13 protein-coding genes are annotated in these 12,107 nt (G+C 45.6%); 9 read left to right on the plus strand and 4 right to left on the minus strand.

From position 1 onward, the window contains the following. Window positions 1–415 precede the first annotated feature (415 nt). From K5Q73_RS06420 to K5Q73_RS06440, 5 genes are all read left to right on the plus strand, one after another. A complete protein-coding gene (locus tag K5Q73_RS06420) occupies window positions 416–1,978 on the plus strand; it encodes an alpha/beta hydrolase (protein WP_220762162.1) in 1,563 nt (520 codons plus the stop codon). A 10-nt stretch (window positions 1,979–1,988) separates the two neighbouring features. Beyond that, window positions 1,989–2,723, plus strand: a complete 735-nt coding sequence (locus K5Q73_RS06425) for an ATP-binding cassette domain-containing protein (protein ID WP_220762160.1) — start codon at window positions 1,989–1,991, stop codon at window positions 2,721–2,723. Between the two features lie 24 nt (window positions 2,724–2,747). Beyond that, window positions 2,748–3,884 carry an ABC transporter permease gene (locus K5Q73_RS06430; RefSeq protein WP_220762158.1) on the plus strand — a complete coding sequence of 379 codons (1,137 nt, stop codon included), beginning with the start codon at window positions 2,748–2,750 and terminating at the stop codon, window positions 3,882–3,884. A gap of 89 nt (window positions 3,885–3,973) precedes the next feature. Beyond that, complete coding sequence (locus K5Q73_RS06435) at window positions 3,974–4,225, plus strand: superinfection immunity protein (protein ID WP_220762156.1); 252 nt, start codon at window positions 3,974–3,976, stop codon at window positions 4,223–4,225. Window positions 4,226–4,270: 45 nt separating this feature from the next. After that, window positions 4,271–4,501, plus strand: coding sequence for a hypothetical protein (locus K5Q73_RS06440; protein ID WP_220762155.1), 231 nt, complete (start codon window positions 4,271–4,273; stop codon window positions 4,499–4,501). Window positions 4,502–4,603: 102 nt separating this feature from the next. On the opposite strand, the gene K5Q73_RS06445 is transcribed toward K5Q73_RS06440, so the two are convergent. Next, on the minus strand, window positions 4,604–5,611 hold the full coding sequence (locus K5Q73_RS06445) for a GlxA family transcriptional regulator (protein WP_220762153.1): 1,008 nt from the start codon (window positions 5,609–5,611) through the stop codon (window positions 4,604–4,606). 124 nt (window positions 5,612–5,735) lie between these two features. On the opposite strand from K5Q73_RS06445, the gene K5Q73_RS06450 reads away from it, so the two are divergent. Next, on the plus strand, window positions 5,736–5,978 hold the full coding sequence (locus K5Q73_RS06450) for a hypothetical protein (RefSeq protein WP_220762437.1): 243 nt from the start codon (window positions 5,736–5,738) through the stop codon (window positions 5,976–5,978). A 74-nt stretch (window positions 5,979–6,052) separates the two neighbouring features. Here K5Q73_RS06450 and K5Q73_RS06455 read toward each other — a convergent pair whose 3' ends face one another. Both K5Q73_RS06455 and mog read right to left on the minus strand, forming a co-directional pair. After that, window positions 6,053–7,711: a methyl-accepting chemotaxis protein gene (locus tag K5Q73_RS06455; protein WP_220762151.1), complete on the minus strand. Its 1,659-nt coding sequence runs from the start codon at window positions 7,709–7,711 to the stop codon at window positions 6,053–6,055. A 338-nt stretch (window positions 7,712–8,049) separates the two neighbouring features. Further along, complete coding sequence (gene mog, locus K5Q73_RS06460; RefSeq protein WP_012275189.1) at window positions 8,050–8,583, minus strand: molybdopterin adenylyltransferase; 534 nt, start codon at window positions 8,581–8,583, stop codon at window positions 8,050–8,052. 398 nt (window positions 8,584–8,981) lie between these two features. Here mog and K5Q73_RS06465 point away from each other — a divergent pair, with 398 nt between their 5' ends. Together K5Q73_RS06465 and K5Q73_RS06470 are read left to right on the plus strand one after the other, a co-directional pair. Continuing rightward, window positions 8,982–10,259, plus strand: a complete 1,278-nt coding sequence (locus K5Q73_RS06465) for a BamA/TamA family outer membrane protein (protein WP_220762420.1) — start codon at window positions 8,982–8,984, stop codon at window positions 10,257–10,259. A gap of 23 nt (window positions 10,260–10,282) precedes the next feature. Beyond that, entirely contained in the window at window positions 10,283–11,218 is a 936-nt protein-coding gene (locus K5Q73_RS06470) for a hypothetical protein (protein WP_220762150.1), read from the plus strand. Window positions 11,219–11,317: 99 nt separating this feature from the next. Here the strand turns inward: K5Q73_RS06470 and K5Q73_RS06475 are convergent, their stop codons facing one another. Beyond that, entirely contained in the window at window positions 11,318–11,788 is a 471-nt protein-coding gene (locus K5Q73_RS06475; RefSeq protein ID WP_220762148.1) for an NlpC/P60 family protein, read from the minus strand. A gap of 150 nt (window positions 11,789–11,938) precedes the next feature. On the opposite strand from K5Q73_RS06475, the gene K5Q73_RS06480 reads away from it, so the two are divergent. After that, the gene (locus K5Q73_RS06480) at window positions 11,939–12,100 is read left to right on the plus strand and encodes a hypothetical protein (protein WP_220765604.1); all 162 of its coding nucleotides are present in this window, start codon (window positions 11,939–11,941) and stop codon (window positions 12,098–12,100) included. The last annotated feature ends 7 nt before the right edge of the window (window positions 12,101–12,107 follow it).

The following is a 12,107-nucleotide window of genomic DNA, read 5'->3' on the forward strand; positions in this document are numbered from 1 at the left end:
TATTTTTGTTAACTCACACACAAAAAAAGGCCGTCCTGCGAAGTCAACGGCCTATATTTAACAACAAGTCTTTTAAGCTAAGCATATCAATTAAAACAGAAATATTTTATTAACAAGTGTACCTTCGCAGTGCAATTTTTAACGCAACAAGTTAGATTAAACTTTAACCATCTTGCAGGATTTACACCTTAATTAGCCAAGTTGAACATTAAAAACGTAGCAGATCCCCTCGCCATAAACGCAGTTTAGCCAGCCATAAGATGCTTTATTTAATGCCTTTTGCCCAACTGCCGATTTCTGCACTGGCTCAGGTAGCATATCGGCTTGAGGAAAAGTAGTTAGCCACTGCATAAAGAGATTGATACAGTAACAATGCTCTTATAGATACGCAAAATTGCAAAAAGGAATCAGTATCATGCTTCATGGAATGTACTCTCAACTACGCGCTCGGGTTTCACCTGCGTTATGGCGTCATAAACCCGCAGCCATTGCCGTGCTACTTGGAGCAGGCTTAGTTATTCCTGCAGCGCAAGCCGACACGCAAACAGCTGTGACTTCAAACGAGCAACAGGCTTGTTATGTCGACGGCCTTTCAGAGCAAATGCAGTGTGGCTCGATCTTGGTTCCAGAAAATTACGCCAAGCCAGAGGGCAAGCAGATCCAAATTCATTATGTGGTGATGCCAGCCATTAAGCCCAGCGATAAAGTCGAAGCCCTCTTAGCCATTGCTGGCGGCCCGGGACAATCTGCTATTGAGAATGCTCAAGGCTTCGATCGTATGCTCACTAAGGTACGCCAGACCGAAGATGTGATTCTTATCGACCAGCGCGGTACAGGCCAGTCAAACCCGCTGCAATGTATAGGTGATAGTTTCGATAGCGCCCTTGCGGACAACGAAAGTGATTTTGATACCCGGGTAGAAACCCAAAAGTGCCTTGAGACCTTAGATGCCGATGTCACCCAATACGGTAGCTTAAGTGCACTTAAAGATTTTGAAGCGGTTAGACAGCACCTTGGCTATCAGAAACTGCATTTATACGGTGTATCCTATGGTACCCGTATGGCACAGCTCTATATGCGCCACTATCCAGAACACCTAGCAACAGTAACATTAGATGGCGTAGTCCCTATGCAGCAGAGTGTTCTCGCTATCGGCAATGCTATCGCCCGCGCCTTCGATCTTTTAATTGAAGACTGTACTAACAACGACCTCTGCCACACCCAGTTTCCTGAACTTAGAGCCGATCTTGAAAAGGTCGATGCCGAGCTGACTCAAGCGCCGAGAATAAGTATGGTACCTGACCCACTTACGGGCGAGTTGACTCAACTAACCATGACCCGTAACAAGTTTAAGGGCGCGCTACGCATGGCACTGTATTCGCCAAGTACGCGCTCGCTTATCCCCCATGCGATTCATCAAGCTGCAAAAGGCAACTTCCAGCCGATCACTGGCTTATACGCCTTAGGGATCGATAACGCCGGTATTGCCATGGGTATGCACGCCTCTGTGGTGTGCGGTGAAGATTGGCAACGGCTCACACCTGAGCTACGTACAAAAACCAGCGAGAGTTACTTCGGCAAAGAGATGCTAAAAACCTTTGCCGAATCTTGCGCGGTATGGAGCATGCCTGCGGTCAATGCCGACTTTGCCAAGCCTATTGCTAGTGATATTCCCACCCTATTACTCTCGGGTGAGCTTGATCCCGCCACGCCTCCGAGCTGGGGCGAACTTGCCATGGAAAAGCTCACCAATGCCAAGCACTTTATTGCCCCTTATGCGACGCACGGCGTGGCATACCAGTCTTGTGGCAATGACCTTATCGCTGAACTAGTAGACCAAGGCTCAGTCGCCGAGTTAGATGCAGAATGCTTAAACGAAGATATTCGCCGTAACTTCTATCTCAACGCCAGCACAGTAGAAGCAATCCCTAGCGATATTCTCGATCGAAGAAATGAACAAACAGCGCTGATTAAGTAAGGAAACCACCATGATACAAGTATCAAATTTATCGAAACGCATCGGAGATGTGCAGGCGCTAAACGATTTAAGCTTTTCAGCCCTGGATGGCCAAATCACTGGCCTGCTCGGTCCCAATGGCGCCGGTAAAACCACCTGTTTACGTACCGTATTTGGTCTACTAAAACCCGATAACGGCATTGCCGAAATTGATGGCATAGATATCGCCAAATCCCCGGTTGCTGCTAAGCAGCAATTAGGCTTGTTTCCCGACCCATTTGGCCTGTACGAGCGCCTAACACCGCGGGAATATATTAGCTACTTTGCCGAGCTAAACGGTTTATCACGCAAAGAGGCCAAGCTGGCAACCAGTAATGTCATTGAACGATTACACCTAGCCGATATTGCCGATAGACAGTGCAAAGGCTTCTCTCAGGGGCAGAGAATGAAAACGGCATTGGCACAAGCGATTGTCCACCAGCCGACCAATATCATTCTCGATGAACCCACTCGCGGCCTAGATGTAATGAGCACCCGGGTGTTACGTGACATCTTGCGAGATCTTAAAAACCAAGGCCATTGCGTGTTGTTTTCAAGCCACGTAATGCAAGAAGTAGCCGCCTTGTGCGATCAGGTTATTGTGATGGCCGAGGGCCGAGTGGTCGCCGTTGGTAGCCCTGATGCACTCTGTCAGCAAACTGGTAAAGCTTCTCTGGAAGACGCCTTTATTCAACTAATTGGTACTGACGAAGGCATCGCAGCCTAATACTGGCGATAAAAGGATTTCAAAATGAGTAATAAAATAATTTCGATGATCCGCAAGGAGCTGATCGACGCCGCTCGTGATAAACGCTCTGTGATGGCAGGTCTCTACTACGCTATGGGCGCTCCACTGCTGATGTGTGGCATGTTCTTTCTACTGATCGGCAAGCTAACCAGCCCCGAAGATCTCAATATTAAAATTGAAAACTCTAATGGCGCACCAGATCTGGTGAAGTATCTGTCTAGCCGCGGTATTTCCCAAGGCGATAGCGAAGACACCAAGGCAATCCAACTCATTATTAGCCAAGACTATGCTGCCAATATGGCTAAGGGGCTCAGCGCCGAAGTGACCCTGATTGCCGATGCCTCTGATGAGAAGCTACAGGTCTCAATTCGTCGCCTCGAAAAGAGCCTACGGGAATACAGCTCAGAGATGGGTAGCCTACGCCTAATTGCTCGTGGTATCGACCCACGTGTAATGCAACCGTTGAAGCTCAATGTTGAAGATGAAGCTACCCCAGACTCTAGAGCTGGGATGATATTAGGCCTAGCAACCATGACCATGATCTATGCGGTGTTTATCTCAGGTATGAACCTAGCCATAGATACCAGCGCCGGTGAGCGCGAGCGTAATTCGTTAGCGCTGCTACTGAGTCATCCAGTTTCTACTTGGGAGATTGTTATTGCTAAAGTCACCGCGGTAACCATTTTTGCCATGGTAGGACTGGTGCTAACGCTAATCGTCTCCAAATTTGCTTATGCCTTTGTACCTTGGCAAGAGCTTGGTTTTGCCGTTAGCGTTAATACTAGCTTTATTGTAATGATGCTGATTGTGGGGGCGCCAGTTGCCATTATGGCGGCGTGTTTGCAGCTGTTTGTCTCCTTTATGGCTAAGAGCTTTAAGGAAGCCCAGTCGTACATCACTATCGTGTTAATGGTGCCTATGATGTTAGCCATGGCCGCCAGCTACAACATCGCACCTGAGACGATTCAATGGCTACCGGTATCGGGCCAACTTCAGGCACTGATTGAGTTTATTAAAGGCCGCGAACTACCACTGACACAGTTAGCCGTATCCTCAGCGGCAACACTGGCAATTGCTCTTGCTCTAGCCATTGGCATGCAAAAATCGCTGAAGAGCGAGAAGATTGTGTTTGGTTTGTAACCATTATTAACCAAAAGCCAAAGGGCTTAACGCTATAGCGTTAAGTCCTCACTAATTTAAATCAGCCTTTAAGGAATAAGGAAATAGATATGGAATTTATTGATAATATTTTAGCCCAAGAAAACTTCGCTTTTATGGTGTTATTAGCCATTGGAGTACTCTTCCTCTGGTTTCTGCCTGCCATGCTGGCACTGATATTTAACCGCAAGCACTTTAAACTGATTTTACTCGCCTGTATTCCGGCTGGGCTTTCATTTATAGCTTGGGGTGGCGTGATGGTTTGGGCAACCACAGGCAAGGCCGTAGATAAGTATGCTAATCGAGTGAAAACTCAAAACTGAAAGACACAGATAAAGGACATAAATAACTAAATAAGGAGTACCACCATGGATATCCCTATGATTGTGTTAATTGTCGCTATCGTAGCTATCGCTACAGCTGGCGAAGCGTTTAAGCACTATTTAAAGTCACGCAAAATTACCAGTTCAGAAATCACCAACAATGAACTTGAGTTGTTACGTAAGCAAAACCGTCATTTAGAGCAACGGGTGGAAGTGCTAGAGAAAATAGTGACTGATGGCAGCTACGATCTAAAATCAACGATTAACTCGCTGTAAAAAAGCAATGTAAACAACGACTACAAACTAAACTAGCGAAACTGTTTTTACCCATAGGTTGATGACTTAAGCGACTCGATCGCTGTTCTACAAAAGCTGCCATCAACAGCAGTCATGGGTATTAAATTTTTGCCGATAGGCTCGAGGCGACAAGCTAGTGGTTTGTATAAATAGCTTTCTAAAAGAGCTCACATCCTCATAGCCAACCTGTTCCACTATCTGCTCGATAGCCAGTTCAGTGGTTTCTAATAACCGCTTAGCCTCATCGACCCTAAGCCGCTGTATATAACTGGCAGGAGTTTCATTGATTGCCTTCTTAAAGCGGCGGATTAAAGTGCGCTTGCCTAAGGCAAATTTGTCCGCAATATCATCTAACTGCAAATGATGCTTAAGATGTAATTGCATCCAGTCTTGAATACGCGTCACTAACTCATCTTTATGTTGCGGCTCGGCATCTAAGGTCATGAAAGCTTGCTGCGAGGTTCGATTCGGATCGATGAGCAATACCTTAGCCATCTGCATCGCAATTTGTTCCCCCGCCAGTTTCTGTACCAGCTGCAATGCCAAACTCAAGTTAGCACTGGTGGCTCCAGCCGTATAGTACTGACCGTCATTCATGACCACATGCTCGCTACATAAGTCGACCCTAGGAAAGCTGCGCCTAAATAACTCGGCTAGCCACCATACGCAGGTAGCCTTCTTATCGTCAAGCAATCCAGAAGCCGCCAACATTAGGGTACCCGAACAATAGGCCGCTATCGGTTTATTGGTCTGTGCAAACTTTTTTAGGGTCGCTATATGAGGCTGAAAATCATCGAGGTAGGCGTTAAGTTGCTTACGATTAGTGATGGCCGCCGAGGCGACGACTATGGCGTCGGCATGACTAAGGTAATGTTCAGCTTCATCATGGGCAATAACCGGTAGCAGCATATTATGGTCGCTCTTTATCGGCTCACCATCCGGCGAAATTATCGCACACTCAAATAGCACCTCATCGGCATCGGGATGAGTGACTTTCCAGTAGGTATTGCTGAAGCTGAATACATCCATAAAACTCAAAATGCCCCCAGCCACAGCGTTGTCGGCCGCAAGTACTACTATTCGCTTCATAAACACCTCCCTTTAGCGCCACTGTCACTTTTCACCTTTATTTTGTCAATAATGACACTTAAAACCCATTTGTCTAGTTTTTATACTGAATTCAGTTGGCAGCCGTTGTCGCAGGAGCGTAGTTATGAATAGAGATATCAAGGGGAATACTAACGTGAAAATAACTGAGTTAAGCAGCACTCCACCTCTCGATAAGCAAATAAGCTATAAATTATTAAGTATCAGCTACTTGACGCCAAGCTGGGGGATGTTATTTTGGTTAAACTTCAGCACTGAACCTAACCTGTTTGGCCATCTTATCGCGATTCCAAGCCTGTTTTTGATGACTGGATACAGTGCTTATCTTATTGCACGTAAAGGAGGCTGAACACTGTTGGCAGAGTTGTCCTCCTTGCAAGCATTGAGGCTCGCAATCACGAGAGCCTCATTTAACGATAATGACTAGATTTTAAATTCTTGCACCAATACCGATAGACGCTTAGCCATAACAGCTAAGTTTTCACTTTCCTTAGAACTAATATTCGTACCATTGGCTGTTTGCTCTGCAGCATGACTGATATTAACGATATTAGCGTTAATCTCTTCAGAGACTGTACTTTGTTCCTCAGCTGCCGTGGCAATTTGAGTATTCATATCGGTAATAGTTGCAATCGCAGTGACAATGCTTTGCAGTGCCTCACCCGCGCCGCGAGCATGGCTTACGCTATCATCAACATATTGACGACTATCAGACATCGCGTTCGCTGCAAGCTTTGCTCCTCCTTGTAGCTTCTCAATCATGGTTTGAATTTCTTCTGTCGACTCTTGAGTGCGGCTGGCCAAGGTTCTCACTTCATCGGCAACTACTGCAAAGCCTCGACCTTGCTCACCTGCTCGTGCCGCCTCAATCGCAGCATTGAGCGCTAAAAGATTAGTTTGCTCGGCAATGCCTTTAATCACATCCAAAATAGAACCTATTTGATGACTGTTTTGTTCTAAGTCTTGCACGACTTTTGACGCGCGTTCAATCCCCACAGCCAAGTTCTCAATAGCCTCAACCGTGCTATTAACTACGGCTAAGCCAGCTTGAGTCTGACCATCTGTTTGCACTGCAGCATCAGCAGCATCATTGGCATTTTTAGCCACTTCAACCACGGTCGCCGTCATCTCATTCATCGCAGTAGCCACCATCTCAAGTTCATCACGTTGAGTTTGTACTGAATTTGCCGCATCGGCCGCTATCGAAGCCATACCACTGGAAGAATCAGCTAGCGAAGTCGAGGTTTCAGCTACGCCCTGTAAGCTACCCTGAAACTTATCTAGCATTAAATTAAATGAGTGAGATAGCTGCCCCAACTCATCTTGAGAAGTGATTTGAATTCGGCGAGTGAGATCCGAGTCAGCCTCAATCGAAGTAATTGACTGCTGCATAGTATTAACCGAATTTAGAATGGTGCGAGAAACAAAAAACAATACAATACTAGCCAGCCCAAAAGACCCCAACGTAAAGCTAATCAATTGCAATCGCATATTTTCCATCGACGTTAGCGCTGCAACTTGTATCTGATCACGCGCTTTCTCGACTGATTCAGCTAACAGTTTAAACGTGTTTCTGGCCTCATTCGCAAATGGGCTTGCCCCTTTGCGGTACTCCTGCCATGCGAACTGCAAAACCTCAGGCGTACGCTCAACAGTCCTTAGTTGCAACATGCGAGTCCGACCATCTTCAAGGAACGCCTGTGTTGCTTGTTTAGAGTTTCTAGCCAATTGACCCAATGCTTGTCTGTCAGCATTGCTGCTCATTTTATTTAAAGCGGTTTCTAAATGTTCAAAATGGCGGTAAATATCTTGGATCCGGGTTTCAAGTAGATTGAAGTTCTTATTGAAATCATCACCTAGCATGATGCTGCGAGACAAACGCGACACGTAATTCATATCACGATTAATAGACAGCAGAAACTGATGGCTATTAACCCCAGCTTGATCATATTCGTTAAACCGCTGTTCGACCTTTGTAGTACTGAGCACAACATCGGTAAGGATGACCGCACCTGTTAACCCAAAAACGAGCATGACAGCCATTAACTTACGTTTAATACTCCACGAAGCGAATACGCCCATCTTCCACAACTCCTTATGATTTCGCGCATAGGCGCAACTCAAACAGGGTATTACAATTTCACGCCAGCCCATGGTGTAAAAACAACCGATCAGGCTAAAAGTTTGTGAAAAGATGTGAAATAGAGGTTTACAGTTAGTTGCGCACTCGTGCGAACAACTTGGACAGCTACCATTTTCAGGTTTGTGGGGGACTACTGAGGTAATCAAATCCCATCGAAATTTACGCTAGGAACGAACCATTCATTAGGTCAATACAGTAGGGATTGTAGCGAAGAGCTCTGAGCAAATAGAAAGAGCGCATCGAGACACGCTCTTTATCTATCGAATCTAACTTGAGCTTACTTAGCTTTAGGACGGAAAGGCTTGATCACCGATTCGTCACATTCTAGGAACGGCCCGTCCATTAGGTCGATGCAGTATGGGATAGCAGGGAACACAGCATCTAAACATTCACGAATAGACTTAGGCTTGCCTGGTAAGTTAACGATAAGTGAGTCACCACGTAGGCCTGCGGTTTGGCGCGATAGAATTGCCGTTGGCACAAACTTCAATGATTCAGCACGCATCAGCTCACCGAAACCTGGCATCATGCGGTCACATACCGCTTCAGTCGCTTCTGGGGTCACATCACGCTTAGCAGGACCTGTACCACCTGTGGTCACGATAAGGCTACAATTTTGCTCATCGGCCATCTTAATCAAGGTTGCAGAAATCACATCCTGCTCGTCGGGGATCACCTCATAGATAGGCTCCCACTCAGAAGTCAGGTATTCATTCAGTACATCGATAATTGCCTTGCCTGAGAGATCTTCATATACACCTGCACTGGCTCTATCACTTACTGTCACAATACCGATTCTAGCTTTGCTCATTGTCTGTTCCTCAATCTGATCATGGATAAACTGCTTGTTTACAAGTTTATCGTGAACGTTAGCGTCTCTATAGCGTGGCGTTAAAGTAGCACAAAGTTAACGAATTAGACCCGATAAATCTGGCGTTAAACACAAAAACTGCGCGCCGATGATTTATTGGTTATGCACTAGCCCTCACGCCCCCTGCGCTCAAAATACAGACACTATCGAATACATTTGCCGCAAACGAGATATAGGTCGCAATTTTTTTGATATGACAGCCTGTGGCAACACTTGTTTTCGACAAATTCTACCGTACTCTTGCGCCTACTCGAATTCAGCAGAATTCATACCATGTCGAGGGACAATCTTTGAACAGCACTCCGGGCTTATTGCGCGTTAGTTTAGCGTTAGCAACTATGCTTTTTTCTCACCTTATCTACGCCGAGCAAATTCAGCAAACTTTGCCAACAAAGAGCAGCGAGCAGCCATTCTTCAGTAGCCAACAACAAGCCGAAGAGCGCAGCCAAGCCTACGATAATGCTATCGACTCTCTCGACATCAAAGAAGACGATTGTAGTACCGAAAAAGCTTGTGATGAACTAGGTAAAGCCATCACGGATCTTGAGTATGCCAAGCGCAACCATATCGACAAAAACGGCCTAGCCATGTTCGATATATTAGGTGGCCCAGCGTTCACTCCTGAAAACGGTATGATGATGGCGCTTGGTGGCCTGTATTCCTTTAAAACAGAGCGCGAGCAAGCTCAGCTGCAACGTTCAAGTGTGTCTTTGTTTGGCATCGTCAATAAAGGCGACGGCGATGTGGGTTATAGCATCCGCTCGAAACAGAACCTGTTTTTTGATAACGATGATATTCGTTACAACGGCCTATTTGTATTAGCCGACCAAAGTGAAAACTTTTGGGGGGTGGGTTATGACGCAGGTAAAAAGCAGGCTGCATCTGACGACACATTATTGAACAAAACCTCGCTTAGCTACCATGCAAACTTAGATTTTAAGAGCGACTATGGTTTCTATTTTGGCCCTGCACTGCGACTAAACTACTTTGAACCTGATCAAGCTAGCTTGCCACAAAGTGCTATTGATGATGAAAACTTCCAGCAATACAAAGATCAGCCCTTATCTATTGGTTTAGGCTTTTCGATCAGCTACGACAGTCGCGATGTCGCAGTTAACGCGTGGAAAGGCCAATTCCTTAACCTGGAGTACATCAACTACAACCCAAGTTTTGGCAGCGATAATCGCTACCAAAAAGCACTTATCGACCATAGATATTACTTACCGCTGGGATTAGGCAAGGTATTAGCCTTTTACAACGCCTACCAATGGAGTGACGGCGATGTACCTTACTATGACTTGCCTACTCTAGGCGGCCAAGCATCACTACGTGGTCTCTATCAAGGTCGTTACCGCGACAGTGAAGCGATTGAGCACACGATTGAGTATCGCCATACCTTTTTACGCCATAACGGCGAATTGTCGGCTCACGGTATGACCTTGTGGGCGGGTGTTGGCTCTATTGCCGGCACCGACACTCACCTTTACCAAAAGTTTTTATATAGCTACGGCGTCGGTTACCGCTATGAATTACAACCAAGAATGAACGTGCGCGTTGACCTTGGGTTTAGCGATGGCGACAGCGGGTTTTACCTGACTTTTACCGAAGCCTTTTAATTAATATTCTGAGAAAAACATAAATGAACAAACACCTTGTGATTGTGATGCTACTTGCAGCTATCAGCCTAAATGCATGGGCTGACAATAGTAGCGACACCACTGATATTGAGCGTAAACAGCCTGCTCATTGGAGCCATTTACCTATTTGGGGCGATAAAGCACGCGAGTTAGGTTATGAGCTACCAATCCCAGTTGGCCTTAATCTTTATTACAACAAACAATCTGTTGCTTACGATGCTAAGGACAACTTCAATCTTGGCCTAACGGGTAGCGGTTTGTTTAACAAGCTTAATGCCAATGTGGTGATCCCCGCCGATGACGTGATCATTACTGGTGAAGATGAAAGTATTCAACTTAGAGCCGATGCTTGGGTGTTACCGTTTCTTAATATCTATGGCCTTGCTGGTTACACCAAGGGGCATAAAGATATTCTCGCCGATCTGAGTAATGCCGAAGTTATGATTAACGGCAGCGTCACTAGCAATGGCCTCAACATGGTGCTGCCGATTCCTATCGAGTACACAGCGTACAACGTGGGGTTAGGTGCGGTGCTTGCGGGACAAGCCGAGGTGATCCCTGGCATGCATCCGTTTATCTTTACCGGTGTAGCCGCATTTACCAACTCGTGGACCACCACTACCGACAGTACGATTCAAACCTATATCGGCTCTATCCGTATGGGGCAAAGATATGATGTTGGCGGTGATAAACTGGCTTTCTTAGTCGGTTATAACTACCAAATGATCAACCAAAAAATCGGTGGTAATTATGAGTTTAAAACCGCTCTCGGTGCGCTAAATATCGACTATGACGTGCATTTAGTGAGCTCAGAAAGCCACAATATGTCGGTCAGTATGGTGTACGATTTTGGCCCTAAAGATGAGTGGAACGTGTTTATCGAGTACGGTTTCTTAAATTGGGATCAAGTGCTGCTATCTGTTGGTCGACGCTTCTAATCACCAGCGACTCTTTCTGGTGTTCTAGTAAGCCCAATGCTGATCATCAATCAGCCTAGCTCAAAGTGCTCGCCAAAGCAGGCACTTTGAGTCTCTCATTTACAGCCTTCTCGATAACCAGTATTTTTGTTTCCAATAGCTATTATTTAGGCTAGAAATCATCACCCCTTGGCTAGTCGATGCATGTAAGAATTGTGAGTCTGAGATATAAATCCCCACATGCCGGGTACTCCAGCCGGTTTTAAAAAATACCAGATCACCGGCCCGTAGTTGGCTCTTGCTGACGCTCTTACCCAGCTCTTTTTGCTGCGCCGTGGTTCTTGGCAGTTGCACGCCAAAGCGGCTTTTAAAGGTCATCAATACAAAACCCGAACAATCGATACCACCTTTACTCATACCACCTAAACGATAGGGAACCCCCTTCCATTCCTGATGCACTTGTATTAATTGGCTTTTTGCCTCAGCGGTATTCGACAGCGAGGTAGCCTTACCCGCGGAAACAGGCTGAGAAGGTGCACTAGAACAGGCACTGAGTAATACCGCAAAAAATAAAACTGTTAGAAATCTCATTTTTATCCAAAATTTAAAACGTTCATTTAAATTTTAACCCAGAGTTCTAAAAATAAAATTAATAGTAAATAAATTTTATTTTTAGGCGATCAAAGTTGTTTTTTTAAACTATACATAATTAAACAGGCTAGCTAATTAATGGATAATTATATGGAAAAGTACTTTTTTAATACCTATAACCAAAGCAACTTTAACCGTAGTGACTTCGCTCTATGTAAAGTGACCGATGACGAATCCGATATCAAGGAGGAGCATGCCCAAGCAGAGGAGCGCGAAGAAGAGACTCCCAGTTACATTCTGGGCTACAACTAGATGGCTA

It is taken from the genome of Shewanella sp. MBTL60-112-B2 (assembly GCF_019655055.1).
Classification (GTDB): Bacteria; Pseudomonadota; Gammaproteobacteria; order Enterobacterales; family Shewanellaceae; genus Shewanella.

Excerpts from the sequence above, each read along its gene's own strand:
- K5Q73_RS06420 (WP_220762162.1), top strand. The coding sequence starts at position 416 with ATGCTTCATGGAATGTACTCTCAACTACGCGCTCGGGTTTCACCTGCG.
- K5Q73_RS06425 (WP_220762160.1), top strand. The coding sequence starts at position 1,989 with ATGATACAAGTATCAAATTTATCGAAACGCATCGGAGATGTGCAGGCG.
- K5Q73_RS06430 (WP_220762158.1), top strand. The coding sequence starts at position 2,748 with ATGAGTAATAAAATAATTTCGATGATCCGCAAGGAGCTGATCGACGCC.
- K5Q73_RS06435 (WP_220762156.1), top strand. The coding sequence starts at position 3,974 with ATGGAATTTATTGATAATATTTTAGCCCAAGAAAACTTCGCTTTTATG.
- K5Q73_RS06440 (WP_220762155.1), top strand. The coding sequence starts at position 4,271 with ATGGATATCCCTATGATTGTGTTAATTGTCGCTATCGTAGCTATCGCT.
- K5Q73_RS06445 (WP_220762153.1), bottom strand. The coding sequence starts at position 5,611 with ATGAAGCGAATAGTAGTACTTGCGGCCGACAACGCTGTGGCTGGGGGC.
- K5Q73_RS06450 (WP_220762437.1), top strand. The coding sequence starts at position 5,736 with ATGAATAGAGATATCAAGGGGAATACTAACGTGAAAATAACTGAGTTA.
- K5Q73_RS06455 (WP_220762151.1), bottom strand. The coding sequence starts at position 7,711 with ATGGGCGTATTCGCTTCGTGGAGTATTAAACGTAAGTTAATGGCTGTC.
- mog (WP_012275189.1), bottom strand. The coding sequence starts at position 8,583 with ATGAGCAAAGCTAGAATCGGTATTGTGACAGTAAGTGATAGAGCCAGT.
- K5Q73_RS06465 (WP_220762420.1), top strand. The coding sequence starts at position 8,982 with ATGCTTTTTTCTCACCTTATCTACGCCGAGCAAATTCAGCAAACTTTG.
- K5Q73_RS06470 (WP_220762150.1), top strand. The coding sequence starts at position 10,283 with ATGAACAAACACCTTGTGATTGTGATGCTACTTGCAGCTATCAGCCTA.
- K5Q73_RS06475 (WP_220762148.1), bottom strand. The coding sequence starts at position 11,788 with ATGAGATTTCTAACAGTTTTATTTTTTGCGGTATTACTCAGTGCCTGT.
- K5Q73_RS06480 (WP_220765604.1), top strand. The coding sequence starts at position 11,939 with ATGGAAAAGTACTTTTTTAATACCTATAACCAAAGCAACTTTAACCGT.